The organism is Halogeometricum rufum (genome assembly GCF_900112175.1).
Taxonomy (GTDB): Archaea; Halobacteriota; Halobacteria; order Halobacteriales; family Haloferacaceae; genus Halogeometricum; species Halogeometricum rufum.
Genome location: NZ_FOYT01000001.1, coordinates 574,829 through 591,491 on the forward strand (window position 1 = coordinate 574,829; position 16,663 = coordinate 591,491).

Genomic DNA, 16,663 nt, shown 5'->3' on the forward strand with positions numbered 1-16,663 from the left:
CTGCGCTCTCGGTCAGGCGTCCGGCCACGACTCCGCCGCGCCGCGGTATATCTCGTAGCATCGCTCCAACACCGACAGCGAGACGCTCTCGTCCTTCGTGTGCGCCTCGCCGGGTTCGGAGGCGCCGCAGATGACGCACGTCGTCCCCGCGCCCGCCAGCCACCCGGCGTCCGTCGCGTGCGGTTTCGTCACCAGTTCCGGGGAGTTCTCCTGCGCCGCCGTCGCCGCGTCCAGCACCGTCTCGGCGAACGCCTCGTCGTCGCACGCCATCGGCGGCAGGTCCTGTTCGAGCACCCACTCGACGCCCTCGACCGACTCGACCCGCGACAGGTCGGCGTACTCGCCGGGGACGGTCCGTTCGTCCACCGTCACCTCGCAGCGCTCGGGGACGACGTTCCACGCCGACCCGCCGTCTATCTCGGTGACGACGACGCTCCCGGACAGTCGCTCGCCGAACACGTCGGCCGTCGGCACGTCGAGGTCGCGAATCACGTCGACGGCGTCGCAGGCGCGGTACACCGCGTTCACGCCGGCCTCGGGTTCGCTCGCGTGCGACGCCGACCCGCGGGCGACGACGGTGGAGGCGCGGCGGCCCTTGTGGGCCACCACCACGTCGGTCACGTCGTCGCCGGAGTAGTTCGTCGACCCCTCGCCGACGATGGCGTAGTCGGGGACGAACCCGTCCTCGATCGCGCCGCGGGCGCCCTCCCCGCCCGTCTCCTCGCCGACGAACGAGACGAAGACGAGTTCGCCCGCCGGGTCGGCGTCGCGGAAGGCGAGCATCGACGCCGCGACGGCGCCTTTCATGTCCGCCGTCCCGCGGCCGTACAGGCGGCCGTCGCGTTCCTCGACGACGTACTCCCCCGCGTCCTCCTGCGACTCGTCCGGCGGCACCACGTCGTGGTGGCCGACGAGTGCCAGCGACGTTCCCTCGCCCTTCCGGGCGACGACGTTGCCGTGGTCGTCGCGCGTCACGTCCGCGTCCGTCTCCTCGCGAAGCCACCGTTCGATGGCGTCCCCGCAGGCCGTCTCGTCCTCGTGGCTCGGGACGGAGACGAGTTCGCGGGTGAGGTCGGTCAACTCCTGCATACTCGCACGACAGTCGCGGACGGCATAAGTCTCTCCCGCGCGGAACAAGGGGACGCCGCGGCGACGCGACGACGGCGCGACGACGCGACGGCGTGCGGTCGGGGGACTCCCCCGGCGCGTACGGACGGCGGTCTCAGTTCACGTCGTTGTACATCTCGTCGATGACGTCCTCGACGTCGGGCGCGCCGCCGTCGGGTTGCTCGGCGGTGTAGGAGTACTCCGACTTCCCGTCCGCCGAGGGACCGGTCGTCCACGGCTGTTCGGGGTCCGCACGCTCCTCGCGCGTCGTGGACATGAACGTGTAGTTGTAGTCCTGGTTCTCCTTCTCCTGCGGGAAACTCGCGGGCACCGGGAGGTGGTCGTCGAAGGAGTCCAGCACCGAGTGCCACTGGTTCTGGTGCATCGTGTCGCGGGCGATGAGGTACTCCAGCATGTCCTTCATGCCGGGGTCGTCGGTGAACTCGTAGAGGCGCGTCGCCAGCGTCCGCCCGGTGGACTCGGCCATGACGTTGGCGTACATGTCCGCGGCGAGGTTCCCGCTGGCCACCACGTAGTTCCCGGTGAACGGCACGCCGTTCGAGTCGACGGGCATGGCGTGCAGGCCCGCCGAGAGCGCCTGACGGGGCTGTCCGCTTCGCATCATCTCGTCGATGATGTCGTCGTCGCGCGCGGCCTCGCGCCGGGAGTGGGAGGCGCCTTCGAGGTTCTTGGCCACCGCCGTCGCCAGCATCTCGATGTGGCCCATCTCCTCCATCGCCGTCTCCATCAGGAGCGTCTTGTACTCCGACATCTCGCTCGGCACGGCGAACGACTGGAACATGTACTGGAGGGCGACGCGCATCTCCCCTTCGGCCCCGCCGATGGCCTGTTGGAGCATCTTCGCGAACTGCGGGTCGGGGTCCTCGACTTCGACGTCGTACTGCAGTCCCTGTTCGTGGAAGAACATGACTTCTAATTCTCCCCGGCAAGTTCACAAAAATAAATTGGCCAAAATGAACAATTTTCTCTACGAACGGACGACTCCCCGTCTCGGTCCGCCTCTACTCCCTCGTTCGCGTGGGCCGATATCGAAACTCAGAACTGGACAATCCGCTGTCACCGGCGCAGAACGGCCGGAACCGGACAGTTATCATCAACTGAGAATCTGAGCCACGTTATGAATATCTCCGGGAAGACACCCGGGTATGAGTCCACTCGACGCGTACGAACGGCTCCTGTGGGGGACGATGGACGTGCTGGGCGTCTCCCGGTCCGTCTCCCGAAAGGTCCTGACCGCCGTCGCCATCCAGTTCGGCATCTCGGTTGCGCAGGTAGCGCTCCCGGCGTTCGTCTCCGGTTCGACGCAGACGGCGCTGTCGGCGGCCCTGTTCGCCGCCGCCCTCGTCGCGTTCGGAAACACCGTCCTCGTCGTCCGCCGCGACGTGGTCCAGCCCATCACCCGCCTCTCGGCGTCGGCCGCCGCCGTCGCCGACGGTGACCTCTCGACGCCGCCGCCGTCGGTCGCCGGAGACGACGAAATCGCCCGCCTCGCCGCCGACTTCGACGACATGCACGCGCACCTCGAAACCGTCTCGGCGCAGGCGACGGCGCTCGCGGACCGGGAGTTCGACGACCCCGTCCTCGAGGAGTCGCTCCCCGGCGCGTTCGGCGACGCACTCGACCGCATGGCGGCGGACCTCGCCTCGCACACGCGCAACCTCCAGCGACTCGTCGACGCCTTCGGCGAGGCGACGGAGCGTGCGGCGGCGGGCGACCTCACGGCCCTCGTGCCCGTCGACGACGTCGGCGAGGAGAACGACCGGTACGTCGAGGTGGCCCGGTCGTACAACGAGTTCGTCCGCGAACTGTCCGACACCATCGCGGAGGTCCAGTCGTTCGCGGCCGACGTCGCCGCGATGAGCGACGAGGCCCAGACCAGCATCGAACGCGCGAACGAGGCCAGCGGTGCGGTGGCGTCGGCCGTCACGGAGATATCCGACGGCGCGGACCGGCAGACCGAACACCTCCAGACCGTCGCCGACGAACTCTCGACGCTCTCGGCGACCGTCGAGGAGATAGCCGCCTCGGCCGAGAACGTGGCCGAGACGGTCGACACGGCGGCGGAACGCGGTCGCGACGGCCGCGACATCGCCACCGAGGCGATGAGCGAACTCGACGCCGTCGAGTCGCGCATCGACGAGACGGCGTCGGCCGTCGTCGCCCTCGGCGAGCGAATCGAGGAGATAGACGAGATAGCCGAGTTCATCGACGACGTCGGCTCGCAGACGGACCTGCTCGCCATCAACGCGGCCATCGAGGCCGCGCACGCCGGCGAGGCGGGCGACGGCTTCGGCGTCGTCGCCGAGGAGGTGAAAGCGCTCGCCGAGGAGACACGCGAGTCCGCCGACGAGGTGTCTGCGCTCATCGCGGACGTGACCGAGCGGTCGGAGGAGACGCTCGAAACCGTCCGCGAGACGAACCGGCAGGTGGCCGCCAGCGTCGAGACGGTGGAGACGGCCATCGAGGAGTTCGAGGCCATCGTCGCGGCCGTCGAGGACGTGAACGCGAGCGTCCGCGAGGTGAGCGACGCGACGGACCAGCAGGCGACGTCCTCGCAGGACGTGGCCGCCCGCGTGGACGAGGTGGCGAACATCTCCGAGGAGACGGCCGCGCGCACCGACTCCGCCGAGGAGGCGGCGACCCAGCAGGCGGAGTCCGTGGACGACATCGCCGACCGCACCCGGTCGCTCTCCCAGCGAGCCACGGAGTTAGAGCGACTCGTCGGGTCGTTCGAACTCGTCGAGGACGCCGACGGCCGACCGGCCGGCGTCGCCGCGACGGCGGACGACTGACCGCGTGACGGCGCGCCCGCGAACCGTCGCCGTTCGACCATCTATACCCTTATCCGTGTTCCGCTCGAACCGCCGCGTATGAAGATAGTGCCGGACACGAGCGCGGTCATCGACGGTCGCGTGTCCGAGCGAGTCGAGTCGGACGACGAGGTGACGACTATCTGCGTCCCCGAAGCCGTCGTCGGCGAACTCGAATCGCAGGCGAATCAGGGGTACGACACCGGCTGGGAGGGCCTCTCGGAACTCCAACGCCTCGCCGAACTCGCCGACGACGGCGTCGTGACCGTCAAGTACGTCGGTCGTCGCACGAAACCGAGCGAGGCCACGGGCGCACACGAGGGCGACATCGACGCCGTCATCCGCGACGTGGCCGAGGAACAGGAGGCGACGCTCCTGACGAGCGACCAGGTGCAGGCCGAAGTCGCGCGGGCGAAGGGCATCGACGTGGAGTTCGTCGAGGCGCGAACCCGCGGGTCCGGCGACCTCGTCATCGAGGAGTTCTTCGACGACCAGACGATGTCGGTCCACCTCAAGACCGGGACGAAGCCGAAGGCGAAACGCGGTGCCATCGGCGAGATGCACTACCAGACCATCGACGAGGAGGTGTCCGACGAGGAGACGATGAAGGCGTGGGCCGACGACATCGAGAACTCCGCGCGCGCCTCCCCCGACGGCTTCGTCGAACTGTCCGAACCGGGCATGAACATCGTCCAGTTCCGCGACTACCGCATCGCCATCGCCCGCCCGCCGTTCGCCGACGGCATCGAGATAACCGCCGTCAGGCCCATCGTCAAGACCGACCTCGACGAGTACGAGTTCGCGGACGAACTCCGCGACCGACTCGCCGAACGCCAGCGCGGCGTCCTCATCTCGGGGTCGCCCGGCGCGGGGAAGTCCACGTTCGCGCAGGCCGTCGCCGAGTTCCTGAACGACAGCGACTACGCCGTGAAGACGATGGAGAAACCGCGCGACCTGCAGGTCGGTCCCGAAATCACGCAGTACACCGCCCTCGGCGGGCAGATGTCGAAGACGGCCGACTCGCTGCTCCTCGTTCGCCCCGACTACACCATCTACGACGAGGTGCGGAAGACGGACGACTTCGAGGTGTTCGCGGACATGCGCCTCGCCGGCGTCGGTATGGTCGGCGTCGTCCACGCGACGCGCGCCATCGACGCCCTCCAGCGACTGGTCGGCCGCGTCGAACTCGGCATGATTCCGCAGGTGGTCGACACCGTCGTCTACATCGAAGACGGCCGCGTCGACACCGTCTACGACGTGCAGACGCAGGTGAAGGTGCCCGAGGGACTCACGGCGGAGGACCTCGCCCGCCCGGTCATCCAGGTGACGGACTTCGAGACGAACACGCCCGCCTACGAGATTTACACGTTCAACCGACAGGTCGTCACCGTCCCCCTCGGCGAGGAGGCGGAGGGCCGCGACGAGACGGGCGTGAGTCGCCTCGCGCGACAGGAGATAGAGCGCGAGATTCGCTCCATCGCCCGCGGCCACGTCGAGGTCGAACTGCAGGGACAGGACAAGGCGACGGTGTACGTCGACGAGGACGACATCTCCTACGTCATCGGGAAGGGCGGCGGCCGCATCTCGGACGTCGAGGACCGTCTCGGCATCGACATCGACGTGCGGACCCACGACGAGAACCCGGCCCAGTCGGGGTCGGGGTCGGCGTCCCAGTCGTCGGCCGACGAGGGCGAAGTCGTCACGCCCGAGGTCACCTCCCGGCACGTCGTCGTCCGGATGGACGAACACGTCGGCGAGACGGTGGAGGTGCGCGCCGACGGCGACTACCTGTTCACCGCCACCGTCGGCCGCGGCGGCGACATCCAGGTGTCGCGCGGCAGCGCCATCGCCGACGAACTCGAACAGGCCATCGACCGCAAGCAGCGCATCACCGTCCACCCGGCGTAGGCGTCTCAGCCGGCAGTCTCGCTCGGGTGCTCGGAGTTCATCGACGCGGACCACCGGCCGAGCGTGTGACGTATCTGTCTCCCGGTAGTACCGCAAGAGGATGTCGGAGGAGTCTCCGCGCCGACTGCTACTCGTCGCCGTCTCGGTCGGTCTCGCGGCGTCTGCACAGACCTATCGCGTACTCGCCGGCGAGGGCGGTATCTGGGCGGTCACGGCTCTCGTCGGCCTCTCGCTCGTCGCTCTCGCCTCGGGGTGGCAGCTCTGGTCCCGGCGACGGTGACGGCAGTTTCCCGCTCGCTTCGCTCGCGTTTTCCGATTTCAGCAACCCACCGCTCACGGGCTTTGCCCGTTCGCCACGAGGCAGTTTCCCGCTCGCTTCGCTCGCGTTTTCCGGTTTCAGCAACCCACCGCTCACGGGCTTTGCCCGTTCGCCACGAGGCAGTTTCCCGCTCGCTTCGCTCGCGTTTTCCGATTTCAGCAACCCACCGCTCACGGGCTTTGCCCGTTCGCCACGAGGCAGTTTCCCGCTCGCTTCGCTCGCGTTTTCCTGCCTCGCCGAAAGAGAGAAGTTGTCGCCGTCAGCGTGGTCGTGAGCCGATGCCGTCGCACCCGTGCCAGTCGGGATTATTCGGCGCAGCAGGCCTCTGCCTCGTCCGCGTCGCTCTCCGAAGGACGTTCCGGAGCCGCGTCGGTGAGTTGGTAGAGGTTCTGTCGCGCGTCTGCGAAGTAGACGTCTTCGTCGACGACGCCGATTCCCTCGAGTCGTTCGAGTGCGTACCGGACCGTCCGAGCCGACAGCATCGACTCCTGGACGATTCCCTTCTGCGTCAGGGGTCCGTTGTATTCGAGCACTTTGAAAACTAACTTCGCACTCGGAGGGAGGTCGTCGAGACTCTCCTGTTCTGCCTCAGCCATCGTTACGAATCGAAACGTCGAAACGCCATAAACCTTCGTGGATGACGGCGCGAACGTGTCCTCTGAGAGACAGTAGTCGTCACCGAAAGCGCCCCCCGTTCGGCGCGTGCGGGAACGAACGCCTTTTGATGCCGGGTATCGGAGTCGTACCCATGGCAACGGAAACGCAGACGGGCCTCTCCGGTCACATGCGGGGGGTCACGGTCACCACACTCGCCTGTCTCGCCGGCATCGGTGCCGCGTTCGGGTCGGGCGCGTTGGTCGGCTTAGGGGCGACACCCGTGGCCGAGGCGGCGACGAATCAGCAGACGCTGGCCGTCCTCGGCGCGTTCGTCCTCGCGCAGTTCCCCCTCCTGCGCGTCGTCGGCGTGGACGTGGGCGACTTCGGCGCGAAGGACTACCTCTACGTCGTCTTCATGACGTTCACGCTGTGGTACATCTCGTACGGCATCATGCTCACGTCGGGCGTCTCCCTGTAATTCATGGCGGACGACAGCATCGCGGTCGTCGACCTCGACCGGTGTCAACCGGACCGCTGCAGTTACGAGTGCGCCAACTACTGCCCCCCGAACCGGACGGGCAAGGAGTGCATCGTCACGCGCGGCGACTACTACGAGGAGGACGAACCGTACGACGGCGGCCCGGACCAGATTCGAATCTCCGAGGAGGTCTGCCTCGGCGAGACGTGCGGCATCTGCGTCGAGAAGTGTCCGTTCGACGCCATCGAGATAATCAACCTCCCCACGGAACTGCAGGAGGACCCGGTCCACCGCTACGGCGAGAACGCGTTCGCCCTCTACGGCCTGCCGGTCCCCGAACCGGGTTCTGTGACGGGCATCCTCGGCCCGAACGGCATCGGGAAGACGACGGCCGTCCGCGCCCTCGCGGGCGAGATGGTTCCCAACCTCGGCGACTACGGCGAGGAGGCGACGTGGGAGGCCGTCCTCGAACGGTACCGCGGGACGGAGTTGCAGAACTACATCGAACGCGTCCGCGAGGAGAAGGTCTCCATCGCGCGCAAACCGCAGTACGTCGACCAGATTCCCAAGCAGTTCGACGGCGTCACGAGCGAACTGCTGGAGGCGACGGACGAACGCGGCAAACTCGACGAGTACGTCGAGCGACTCGGCATCGCGCCCGTCGTCGACCAACCGCTCGACACCCTCTCGGGCGGCGAACTCCAGCGCGTCGCTCTGGCGGCGACGATGGCGCGCGACCGGGACTTCTACTTCCTCGACGAGATTACGCCGTACCTCGACATCGGCCAACGCGTCACGGCCGCGCGTCTCATCCGCGAACTCGCGGAGGAGGAGGACAGGGCCGTTCTCGCCGTCGAACACGACCTGGCCATCCTCGACCTTCTCGCCGACACGCTCCATATCGCCTACGGTGAACCCGGCGCGTACGGTGTCGTCACGGACCCCAAGTCCGTCCGCAACGGCATCAACGAGTATCTCAAGGGCTACCTCTCGAACGAGAACATGCGGATTCGCCCCGACGAGATAACGTTCCACGAACACGCGCCGCGGGAGACGGCCAAGAGCGACCCCCTCGTGGACTACCCCGCACTGGAGAAGTCCTACGGCGAGGGCGAGTTCTCGCTCGAAGTCGAACCCGGCACTATCTACCACTCCGAGGTGCTGGGCATCGTCGGCCCGAACGGCATCGGGAAGTCCACGCTGGCGAAGATGTTCGCCGGGTCGCTCGACCCCGACGTGGGCGAACTCGACTTCCGCCTCGACATCGCGTACAAGCCGCAGTACATCGAGATAGACCAGCCGATGCGGGTGGACGCGTTCCTCTCGTCCATCACGGACGACTTCGGCACCTCCTACTGGAAGACCGAAGTCGCCAACCCGCTCCAACTCGGCCGCATCATGGAGCGCAACCTCGACGACCTGTCGGGCGGCGAACGACAGCGCGTCGCCATCGCGGCGACCCTCTCGGAGGACGCCGACCTGTACGTGCTGGACGAACCCTCCGCCCACCTCGACGTCGAGCAACGCGTGCAGGCGACGACGGCCATCCGCCGGTACGCCGAGAACCACGACGCGACGGTGATGGTCATCGACCACGACATCTACATGATCGACCTGCTGGCGGACCGCCTGATGGTGTTCGACGGCGAGTCCTCCGTCCACGGGCACGCCGGGACGCCGCAGGAGATGCGCGCGGGGATGAACGACTTCCTCTCGGACCTCGACATCACGTTCCGCCGCGACGAGCGCACGCAGCGACCCCGCATCAACAAGCCCGGGTCGCAACTCGACAGCAAGCAGAAACGCGAGGGCGAGTACTACTACTCGTCTACGAACTGACCGGTCGACTCTCCGTTCTCTCCGCCTTTCCGAGGGGTGGCCTCAAACGTTAACGGTGCGCCGCGTCGACTACCTGTATGAAGACTGACCGACTCAAGAGCGCGCTGAGCGGGAACGAGATGCGAACGCTGAGCGTGGCGATACCGCTCTTGCAGGCCGTGTTCGCGCTCCTCCGGAAGAGGCCGAAGCGGGCGCTCCTCCTCGTCGGCGTCGCCCTCGTCTCGAGCCGGTCGACCAAACTCGGTACGGTCGCGCAGGTCCTCCTCCGGTTCCTCAGCCGCCGCTGACGCCCGATGAGCGGTTCTCGCGACATTTCGTTCGCCCGAAGCCTCAGAGAGTGGTGGCTCGTCAACGGCGACCGACTGGCCGTCGCGGCGGTCCTCCTCGCCGTCGTCTTCGCCGGGTCGCTGTGGCTGACGCTCTCGGAGGTGCTCCGCATCGGCGAGGGCAGTTACATCCCGACGCTCCTCGGAAGCGGCGTCCTCTCGGGCCTCGCCACCATCATCACCGTCACGCTCTCCATCAACCAGCTCATCCTCTCGCGCATCTTCGGCGCGCCGAACGACCTGAACGACCGCCTCGACGCGACGCTGGACTTCCGGCGTGACGCCGCGGCGGTCCTCGACGTCACCACCGTCTCGAACGACCCGGGCACGTTCCTCGTGGAGATATCCGAGGCGGTGCGGGACCGGGCCTCCGCGCTCGAAGTCGAGGTGGCCGAAGTCGGCGACCCCTCCGACGGCGCGGTGCGGTCGTACGCCGAGGAGTTGCAGACGTACGCCGAGCAGTTCGGCGACGCCGACGACGAGAACACGACGATGGACGTCCTCTCTCGGACGCTCTCCTCGGAGTACGCCGAGCAGATGACCGCGACGCGCCACCTCAGAGAGGAGTTCGGCGACGACCTCTCCGCCGAGGCCGAAGCCGCGCTCGACGACCTGTACGACCTGCTCCGTGCCGTCGCCATCACTCGACAGTTCCTCAAGACGATGGCGCTCCAGCAGGACCTCGCGCTCCTGTCGAAGCGGCTCATCTACTCGGGTCTGCTCGCCCTCGCCGCGGCCGTCGTGACGGTGCTCCTCTACACCAGTCAGCCGTCGGTGGCCGTCCCCGCCACGCTCCTGCCGTGGGTCGTCAGCGCCGCGTTCGTCGTCGTCTTCGCGCCGATGGCGATTCTCGTCGCCCACATCTTCCGCGTCGCCACCGTCACGCGCTACACCGTCTCCGTCGGCCCGTTCGTCCCGCCCGAGGAGCAGACGGACATCGGTCGGTTCTGAGGCGGCGGCCGGCGGGTCACTCGGGCGACGGCGCGGTCGCCACCACGCCGCCGGTACCGTCCTCCTCGTCGGCTCCCGTCTCTTCGCCGGTTCGACTCTCCTCGCCGTCGCCGACTCGGAGCCCGTAGCCGAACGCCCGTATCGTCTCGGCGTTCGTCCGCACGTGGTCGGTGACGCGTGGGAGTCGCAGTTCGCCGCCGGCGAGGGCGACCCACAGGAGCAGTTGGTCGCCGAGGTGTTCGTCCACCGGCGCGCCCGTCGCCCGCCACGACCGGAACGCCTCGACGGCCCGGCCGGCGACGTCCTCGGACGGGAGGCCGCGCTCTCCGACCGCGTCGAACCCCGCCCGCGACGACCCGCAGTCGGCGACGAGGGTGACGACGGCGCCCGGACAGTCCGATTCGACGTACCGCGCCGTCGCCTTCACCGGCCGCTCGGCCGTTCCCGCGCCGCCCAGTCGCTCACGGACGGCGTCGGCCATCCGCTCGGCCACCGACGCCGATTCGAGCGACTCCGAGGCGACGGCGGACGCCGAGAGGCGTTCGACCGGGCCGCGGTTCGACAGGCGGAGTTCCGACGGCGACGACGGCCGGAGCGTCAGCGTGAGACGGCCGCCGCCCGCGGGGTAGAACCCGCGCCGGTGGACGCTCAGGTCGGCGCGCACGCCGACGGCCCGCAGGAGGGGAAGTTTCACGTGGCGGAGGAAGTCCGCCGGCGGCGACCACTTCACGTCCGTCCCGCCGCGGACGGTGAGCGTGAGCGGTCGGTCGAGTGCGACGGCCAGCGGTGCGACGGCGTCGCAGACGAGGGTCGCGCTCCCCGCCGACCCGACGTCCACCGTGAACGTGCCGCCGCGGACCGCCTCCGGGGCGAACGAGAAGGCGTCGCTCTCCCGTTCGACGCCGTCGAGCGTCGCGTCCGTCGCCGCGCCGACGGCCTCGACGGCGGCGACGTGTTGCGGTCGGAGCCCCCGGTTCGGGCGGCTCCCCCGGACGTTCTCGACGCGAATCGCCTGCCCCGTGAGGGCGGACAGCGAGAGCGCGGTTCGGACGAGTTGGCCGCCGCCGTCGCCGCCGTCGAGTTCGAGCATCTATCGGACGACGGTGACGGGGACGGTGGCGCGCTGGACGATGCTCTTGGCGACGCTGCCGACCATCCCCTCGACGCGACGGGAGAGGCCGCGGTGGCCGACGACGATGCCGTCCACGCCGTTCTCCTCGGCGTAGGACGGAATCGTCTGCGCGGGGTCGCCCCACAGCATCACCGTCTCGACGGAGACGCCGGACTCCCGGGCGCGTCCCTCGGCGGCCGCCAGTATCTCCTCGCCGCGTTCCTCGGCGGCGTCGGGGTCCTCTCGGTACATCTCGTCGCCATCTTCGGCGACGACTCTGGGTTCGACCGAGTAGACGACCGACAGCGTCGCGTCGAGACGCGTCGCGAGCATCAGCGCGTGGTCGAGTGCCTTCTCCCCGGGTTCAGAGCCGTCGACGGCCACGACGTAGTGCATCGTTTCACCGTCTGCAATAGGGCGGCGGGGTGCTTATGTGTGGCTGTGGTACGGGCGCGCCAATCCCGTCGCTGCCCCGCGGTACGGGTGCGGGTACGGATGCGATGGGTTCGCGGAGAACGACCGGACGCCTCAGTGGACCAGTCGGCTACAGGTGCCGCAGAGGTGTTCCTCCTTCACGTCCACCTCGCGGACCGTGGGGGAGAAGGACATGACGCACTTCGAGTTGTCGCAGTGTTCGAGTCCGAGCGTGTGGCCGATTTCGTGGACGACTTCCTTCCGGACCCGGTCGGAGAACACCTCGGCCTGCGGCTTGGTCGAGATGCCGCCGTCGGAGGACGTCTGGAGCCGATACGTCGAGATGACCGACCCGTTTCCGTTGAGATAGGCGAGTCCGAAGACGTAGTTTCGACGCCGGTAGTAGAGGTCCTGCGCCGTGATACCGATGTTCTTCTCGCCGCTGCCGACCCGACTCGCGAGTTCGATGAACTGCTCCGCTCGATACTGGTTCCGGCCGCGGTCGAACGCGCCTTCGGGGATGGACTGCTCGCTGTGGACGGTGACGTCGCAGTCGTAGACGCCGCGGAGGGCCGCAGAAGCCTCGCGCTTCACCTGCGCAGGGAGGTCCCCGATAGGCACGATATCGACAAGCATGAAAGTTGTTAAGCGGGGCGGTGTCATAAATATCCCGCCGTGGAATCCCCAGTTCGAGACGCTCTTACTGCACGTCTCTCGGAGTACGAGCGACTCACGGAGGTCGGGGTCGGCCGCCGTCCGGCGGTGGCCGTCGCCCTCGCCGCCGCCGGGTCGGCGGTGACCGTCACGGACGTCCACCCGTTCGACGTTCCCCCCGAACTCCGCTTCGTCGAGGACGACGTCGTGGCCGCGAGCGAACGCGCAGACCCCGGCCCGGCGTACCGCGCCGACGCCGTCTACGCACTGAACCTCCCGCCCGAACTCCACCGGCCGGTCCGCGACGTGGCTGCCGCCGTCGACGCGGACTTCCTGTTCACCACGCTCGGCTTCGACGCGCCCGCCGTCCCCTGCGACGCCGAGACGCTGGCCGACGGCGCCGAGACGCTGTACGTCGTCGCCTGCGACGACCGTCCGAAAGGACAACGCTAACGGTTCCGCCCCGCCGCCTCTCGGTATGCACGCAGACGCAGTCGTCCTCGACGTGGACGGCGTCCTCGTCGACGTGGCCGACTCTTACCGCCGCGCAATCGTCGAGTCGATAGCGCGCCTGTACGACCGGACCATCGACAAGGCCGACGTCCAACGGTTCAAGGACGCCGGCGGCTTCAACAACGACTGGGAACTGACGGACGCCGCCGCGCTCTGTCTCCTCGTCGACGACCGAGCGCCGATGTCGGTCGCCGAGTTCACCGACCGCATCCACGACCGCGGCGGGGGACTCGCCGCCGCCGAAGCCGTCGCCGAGGCCCACCTCGACCCCGACGACTACGCGGCCGTCAGCGAGGCGTGGGACCGCGAGGGCCTCCGCGAGGCGTTTCAGGCGCTCTACCTCGGAACGGACCGCTACCGCGAACTGGAGGGCGGGGACCCGCCGTTCGAGGCCCCGGGCTACATCCACGACGAACCGGTCATCGTCGAGGGAGAGACGCTCGACTACCTCACCTCCAACCACCGCGTCGGCGTCCTCACCGGCCGCCCCGCCGCCGAGGCGGACATCGCCCTCTCGCGCGCCCGTCTGGCCGTCCCCGAGGACCACCGGTTCACGATGGACGACTGGGAGGAGGGCAAGCCTCACCCCCGCGCCCTCACGACGCTGGCGGACCGCCTCGACGCCGAGAGCGTCGTCTTCGTCGGCGACACCCTCGACGACGTGCGGACCGCCGTCAACGCCGCCGAGGCGGACGCCGGCAGGACGTACCACGGCGTCGGCGTCCTCACGGGCGGCCTGACCGGCGAGGCGGGCCGCGAGAAGTACGAGGCGGCGGGCGCGGCGGCCGTCGTCGACTCGGTGAACGACCTGCCGGACCTGCTGACCGCTCAGGAGTGACCGGTGGGCGTGAACAGGCGTACATTTAGGCCGACGGCGGCCCGACCCGAGAACATGGACGCGCTTCGTCTCGAACACCTCGTCTGGGCCGCCCTGTTCGGTCTGGTCGTCGCGGCACCGCTCGGGTTCTTCCTCGCGCCGGACCCGACGGGTTTCGTCCCGTTCGCCCTCGCTGCACTCGCGTTCGTCGTCGCCGTCCCGTTGGTGTTCCGCGCGTTCGCGTTCGCCGCGTCGCCGACGGCCGAGGCGGGCGACGTGACCGCGCGGTTCGCGTCGTTCTTCGTCGTCTCGTTCACCCTCCGACTGGGCCTCGACGCCGTCGGCTTCGGCGGACTCGCCGGTAACGTCGTCTCGCTCGCGGCCGGGTGGCTCGCCGCGACGTACGCGGCGACGCGACTGAACCCGCGCCGCTGGGGTCGGGGAGGTGTCTCGGCGTGAGCGACACGCTCTCGCACCTCACGCGGTTTCTGGTCGTGATGTTCGCCGTGGACGCCCTCGGCCTCGGCGTCTGGGCCATCCTGCCGGCGACGGCGGGGATACGGCAGTACGTCCTGCTCGGGACGCTCGTCGTCGCGCCCCTGATAGCCTTCCTCGTCACGTACGGTCCCGAGTTCGAGTCGCCGTGAGGGCGGGCGGTCCGGGTCCGCCGCCTCGCCGGAGGCGGCGGCAGACGCGCCCGGTCACGCAACGCTTTACCTGCCGCCGTCCGCAGTCGATAGCATGCGAATCGCACTTCTCGGTGGGACCGGCGACATCGGCGAGGGACTCGCCCTGCGCTGGGCCTACCACACGGACCACGACGTGGTCGTCGGCTCGCGCGACCCGGACAAGGCCCGCGCGAAGGCCGACGAGTACGAGACGGAACTGTCGAGTCGCGGCCGCGACGTGAAGGTCAACGGCTTCGCCAACGAGATGGCCGCCGACCGGGCGTCTATCGTCGTCCTCGCGGTGCCGCCGTACCACGTCGCCGACACCGTCGAGGCCGTCTCGGACAGTCTCGCCGAGGGCGACGTGCTGGTGACGCCCGCGGCGGGCATCAAGCGCGACGACGACGGCTTCCACTACCACCCGCCGGGCGCCGGCAGCGTCACGCAGTTGGTCGCCGACGCCGCCCCCGAGGGCGTCGCCGTCGTCGGCGCGTTCCACAACCTCGCGGCGGGCCGCCTCGCGGACCTGGACGCCGAGTTGGGCATCGACACCCTCGTGGTCGGCGACGACTTCGACTCGAAGGACATGGTGATGCGACTCGCCGAGGAGATACCGGAACTCCGCGCCCTCGACGTGGGCGGCATCGCCAACGCCGCGGAAGTCGAGTCGCTCACGCCGCTTCTCATCAACGTCGCCCGGAACAACGACGGCATGCACGACCTGGGCGTGCAGTTCCGGTAGGCCGCCGGTCGGCGCTCCGCCGGCGACTGTCGGTCGGCGACGTCGGCCTCTGCGGGGGCGTCGGTCTCTACGGAGGCTTCGGTCCCGGCGACGGCCCCGGCTACGACAGTTCCGACCGCGGCACCGTCGCCGCCTCCCCGTACAGCGTCTTCGCGACGAGGGCGCCGACGACGAGGACCAGTCCGACGCAGGCCAGATACTCCGCGCGGAACCCGACTATCTCGACCAGCGGTACCGCGACGAGGGGGCCGAGCGTCGACCCGAGGTCGCCGAACACGTTGTAGACGCCGCCGAGTTTGCCCACGTCGTCCGAGGGGCTGAGGTCGCCGAGGTACGCGAGCAACGGCGGGTTCGACCCGCCGACGCCGACGCCGACGAGGGCGACGGCGACCAGCGTCGCCGCGAGCGTCGGGACGAGGGCGAGGAGGGCGAACCCGGCGGCGAGCAGTCCGAGTGCCGGCAGCGTCAGCGCCGCGCGGTTCGAGAGCCGGTCCGAGTAGCGACCGACGACGAGCGTGGTGAGACTCGACGCGACGACGGCGACGGCCATGACGACGCCGCTGACGCCCGTCTCGGACAGCACGCCGATGCTGATGTCGTGCGCGCCGGCGTAGAGGACGGCCGTCGAGAGGAGGACGCCGGCGAACAGGAACCGGACGGCGAAGTTGACCGCGCCGACGGTGAAGATGCGCACGTCCGTCCGGACGAGTTTCGGCACCTCGCGCAGCGAACTCGTCGCCGAGACGTCGGTGCGAACGTTCGGGAGGACCAACGCGACGACGGCGGCGGCGAACAGGCCGGCACAGCCGGCGACGAGGAACGCCTCCGAGTAGCCGAGGGCGTCGGTGACGAGGCCGCCGACCACGAGTCCGGCCGGGAAGCCGAGGCTCTGGCCGCCGCGCATGTAGCCGACCCACTTGCCGCGGTTCGCCGCCGTCGTGACGTGCGTGATGGTGCTGAACGCGCCGACGAACACGAACGCGGAGCCGACCCCCCAGACGGCCCGCGAGAGGACGAACACCGTCGCGCTGTCGAGGGGGACGACGGCCGCGTGGAGGCCGAGGACGTAGCCGAACGGCGCGAGTCCCTGCCCGACGAAGCCGGCTATCATCGGCCGGCGCGTCCCGTACCGGTCCAGCACCTGCCCGGCGGGCGTGTTCATCACCAGTCGAGTGAAACGGTTGGTCGAGAGGATGAGGCCGACGAGGAACGGCGAGATGCCGAGGATGGGTCCGAACGTCGGGAGCGTCGGGAAGGCGACGCCGGCGCCGACGCCGCCGAAGAACACGCCGGCGATGAGGCTCCCGGCGACGAAGCGAACGCTCGGTTCGTCGCCGCCGAACCACCGGCTCACGTCCCGCCCCCTCGGTGTGTCGCTCCCGGGCGAG

19 protein-coding genes are annotated in these 16,663 nt (G+C 69.0%); 12 read left to right on the forward strand and 7 right to left on the reverse strand.

Going from position 1 to position 16,663, the window contains the following annotated elements:
• Positions 1-12: 12 nt before the first annotated feature.
• Together BM310_RS02995 and BM310_RS03000 are read right to left on the reverse strand one after the other, a co-directional pair.
• Complete coding sequence (locus BM310_RS02995) at positions 13-1,089, reverse strand: M20 family metallopeptidase (RefSeq protein ID WP_089804484.1); 1,077 nt, start codon at positions 1,087-1,089, stop codon at positions 13-15.
• Between the two features lie 133 nt (positions 1,090-1,222).
• On the reverse strand, positions 1,223-2,035 hold the full coding sequence (locus BM310_RS03000; protein WP_089804486.1) for a manganese catalase family protein: 813 nt from the start codon (positions 2,033-2,035) through the stop codon (positions 1,223-1,225).
• A gap of 238 nt (positions 2,036-2,273) precedes the next feature.
• Here BM310_RS03000 and BM310_RS03005 point away from each other — a divergent pair, with 238 nt between their 5' ends.
• The 3 genes from BM310_RS03005 to BM310_RS03015 all read left to right on the forward strand — a co-directional run bounded on the left by BM310_RS03005 (position 2,274) and on the right by BM310_RS03015 (position 6,126).
• Positions 2,274-3,920, forward strand: a complete 1,647-nt coding sequence (locus tag BM310_RS03005; RefSeq protein ID WP_089804487.1) for a methyl-accepting chemotaxis protein — start codon at positions 2,274-2,276, stop codon at positions 3,918-3,920.
• 78 nt (positions 3,921-3,998) lie between these two features.
• Complete coding sequence (locus tag BM310_RS03010; RefSeq protein WP_089804489.1) at positions 3,999-5,846, forward strand: PINc/VapC family ATPase; 1,848 nt, start codon at positions 3,999-4,001, stop codon at positions 5,844-5,846.
• A gap of 100 nt (positions 5,847-5,946) precedes the next feature.
• Positions 5,947-6,126, forward strand: a complete 180-nt coding sequence (locus BM310_RS03015) for a hypothetical protein (protein WP_089804490.1) — start codon at positions 5,947-5,949, stop codon at positions 6,124-6,126.
• A 344-nt stretch (positions 6,127-6,470) separates the two neighbouring features.
• Here the strand turns inward: BM310_RS03015 and BM310_RS03020 are convergent, their stop codons facing one another.
• Positions 6,471-6,761: a MarR family transcriptional regulator gene (locus BM310_RS03020; protein ID WP_089804492.1), complete on the reverse strand. Its 291-nt coding sequence runs from the start codon at positions 6,759-6,761 to the stop codon at positions 6,471-6,473.
• A gap of 152 nt (positions 6,762-6,913) precedes the next feature.
• Here BM310_RS03020 and BM310_RS03025 point away from each other — a divergent pair, with 152 nt between their 5' ends.
• The 4 genes from BM310_RS03025 (at position 6,914) to BM310_RS03040 (ending at position 10,356) form a co-directional block, all read left to right on the forward strand.
• Positions 6,914-7,240, forward strand: a complete 327-nt coding sequence (locus BM310_RS03025) for an EMC6-like membrane protein (protein WP_089804495.1) — start codon at positions 6,914-6,916, stop codon at positions 7,238-7,240.
• A 3-nt stretch (positions 7,241-7,243) separates the two neighbouring features.
• Positions 7,244-9,079, forward strand: coding sequence for a ribosome biogenesis/translation initiation ATPase RLI (locus BM310_RS03030; RefSeq protein ID WP_089804497.1), 1,836 nt, complete (start codon positions 7,244-7,246; stop codon positions 9,077-9,079).
• 77 nt (positions 9,080-9,156) lie between these two features.
• Complete coding sequence (locus BM310_RS03035; protein ID WP_089804499.1) at positions 9,157-9,366, forward strand: hypothetical protein; 210 nt, start codon at positions 9,157-9,159, stop codon at positions 9,364-9,366.
• Between the two features lie 6 nt (positions 9,367-9,372).
• Positions 9,373-10,356 (forward strand): hypothetical protein, encoded by a 984-nt coding sequence (locus tag BM310_RS03040; protein WP_089804501.1) that lies wholly within the window; start codon positions 9,373-9,375, stop codon positions 10,354-10,356.
• A gap of 16 nt (positions 10,357-10,372) precedes the next feature.
• On the opposite strand, the gene rtcA is transcribed toward BM310_RS03040, so the two are convergent.
• The 3 genes from rtcA to BM310_RS03055 form a co-directional block, all read right to left on the reverse strand.
• The gene (rtcA, locus tag BM310_RS03045) at positions 10,373-11,446 is read right to left on the reverse strand and encodes an RNA 3'-terminal phosphate cyclase (RefSeq protein WP_089804503.1); all 1,074 of its coding nucleotides are present in this window, start codon (positions 11,444-11,446) and stop codon (positions 10,373-10,375) included.
• On the reverse strand, positions 11,447-11,863 hold the full coding sequence (locus BM310_RS03050; RefSeq protein WP_089804504.1) for a universal stress protein: 417 nt from the start codon (positions 11,861-11,863) through the stop codon (positions 11,447-11,449). It lies immediately after the preceding gene.
• Between the two features lie 132 nt (positions 11,864-11,995).
• Positions 11,996-12,517, reverse strand: coding sequence for an archaemetzincin family Zn-dependent metalloprotease (locus BM310_RS03055; protein ID WP_089804506.1), 522 nt, complete (start codon positions 12,515-12,517; stop codon positions 11,996-11,998).
• A 39-nt stretch (positions 12,518-12,556) separates the two neighbouring features.
• Between BM310_RS03055 and BM310_RS03060 the strand changes: the two genes are divergently transcribed.
• From BM310_RS03060 to npdG, 5 genes are all read left to right on the forward strand, one after another.
• Positions 12,557-12,988, forward strand: a complete 432-nt coding sequence (locus tag BM310_RS03060; protein WP_089804508.1) for a UPF0146 family protein — start codon at positions 12,557-12,559, stop codon at positions 12,986-12,988.
• 25 nt (positions 12,989-13,013) lie between these two features.
• The gene (locus tag BM310_RS03065) at positions 13,014-13,886 is read left to right on the forward strand and encodes a TIGR01548 family HAD-type hydrolase (RefSeq protein WP_089804510.1); all 873 of its coding nucleotides are present in this window, start codon (positions 13,014-13,016) and stop codon (positions 13,884-13,886) included.
• Between the two features lie 54 nt (positions 13,887-13,940).
• Entirely contained in the window at positions 13,941-14,324 is a 384-nt protein-coding gene (locus BM310_RS03070; RefSeq protein ID WP_089804512.1) for a hypothetical protein, read from the forward strand.
• Positions 14,321-14,512 carry a DUF7534 family protein gene (locus BM310_RS03075; protein WP_089804514.1) on the forward strand — a complete coding sequence of 64 codons (192 nt, stop codon included), beginning with the start codon at positions 14,321-14,323 and terminating at the stop codon, positions 14,510-14,512. Before BM310_RS03070 ends, BM310_RS03075 begins: the two co-directional genes overlap by 4 nt.
• 94 nt (positions 14,513-14,606) lie before the next feature.
• Positions 14,607-15,275: an NADPH-dependent F420 reductase gene (npdG, locus tag BM310_RS03080; protein ID WP_089804516.1), complete on the forward strand. Its 669-nt coding sequence runs from the start codon at positions 14,607-14,609 to the stop codon at positions 15,273-15,275.
• A gap of 100 nt (positions 15,276-15,375) precedes the next feature.
• Here npdG and BM310_RS03085 read toward each other — a convergent pair whose 3' ends face one another.
• On the reverse strand, positions 15,376-16,629 hold the full coding sequence (locus tag BM310_RS03085) for an MFS transporter (RefSeq protein ID WP_089804519.1): 1,254 nt from the start codon (positions 16,627-16,629) through the stop codon (positions 15,376-15,378).
• Between the last annotated feature and the right edge of the window lie 34 nt (positions 16,630-16,663).

Excerpts from the sequence above, each read along its gene's own strand:
- BM310_RS02995 (WP_089804484.1), bottom strand. The coding sequence starts at position 1,089 with ATGCAGGAGTTGACCGACCTCACCCGCGAACTCGTCTCCGTCCCGAGC.
- BM310_RS03000 (WP_089804486.1), bottom strand. The coding sequence starts at position 2,035 with ATGTTCTTCCACGAACAGGGACTGCAGTACGACGTCGAAGTCGAGGAC.
- BM310_RS03005 (WP_089804487.1), top strand. The coding sequence starts at position 2,274 with ATGAGTCCACTCGACGCGTACGAACGGCTCCTGTGGGGGACGATGGAC.
- BM310_RS03010 (WP_089804489.1), top strand. The coding sequence starts at position 3,999 with ATGAAGATAGTGCCGGACACGAGCGCGGTCATCGACGGTCGCGTGTCC.
- BM310_RS03015 (WP_089804490.1), top strand. The coding sequence starts at position 5,947 with ATGTCGGAGGAGTCTCCGCGCCGACTGCTACTCGTCGCCGTCTCGGTC.
- BM310_RS03020 (WP_089804492.1), bottom strand. The coding sequence starts at position 6,761 with ATGGCTGAGGCAGAACAGGAGAGTCTCGACGACCTCCCTCCGAGTGCG.
- BM310_RS03025 (WP_089804495.1), top strand. The coding sequence starts at position 6,914 with ATGGCAACGGAAACGCAGACGGGCCTCTCCGGTCACATGCGGGGGGTC.
- BM310_RS03030 (WP_089804497.1), top strand. The coding sequence starts at position 7,244 with ATGGCGGACGACAGCATCGCGGTCGTCGACCTCGACCGGTGTCAACCG.
- BM310_RS03035 (WP_089804499.1), top strand. The coding sequence starts at position 9,157 with ATGAAGACTGACCGACTCAAGAGCGCGCTGAGCGGGAACGAGATGCGA.
- BM310_RS03040 (WP_089804501.1), top strand. The coding sequence starts at position 9,373 with ATGAGCGGTTCTCGCGACATTTCGTTCGCCCGAAGCCTCAGAGAGTGG.
- rtcA (WP_089804503.1), bottom strand. The coding sequence starts at position 11,446 with ATGCTCGAACTCGACGGCGGCGACGGCGGCGGCCAACTCGTCCGAACC.
- BM310_RS03050 (WP_089804504.1), bottom strand. The coding sequence starts at position 11,863 with ATGCACTACGTCGTGGCCGTCGACGGCTCTGAACCCGGGGAGAAGGCA.
- BM310_RS03055 (WP_089804506.1), bottom strand. The coding sequence starts at position 12,517 with ATGCTTGTCGATATCGTGCCTATCGGGGACCTCCCTGCGCAGGTGAAG.
- BM310_RS03065 (WP_089804510.1), top strand. The coding sequence starts at position 13,014 with ATGCACGCAGACGCAGTCGTCCTCGACGTGGACGGCGTCCTCGTCGAC.
- BM310_RS03070 (WP_089804512.1), top strand. The coding sequence starts at position 13,941 with ATGGACGCGCTTCGTCTCGAACACCTCGTCTGGGCCGCCCTGTTCGGT.
- npdG (WP_089804516.1), top strand. The coding sequence starts at position 14,607 with ATGCGAATCGCACTTCTCGGTGGGACCGGCGACATCGGCGAGGGACTC.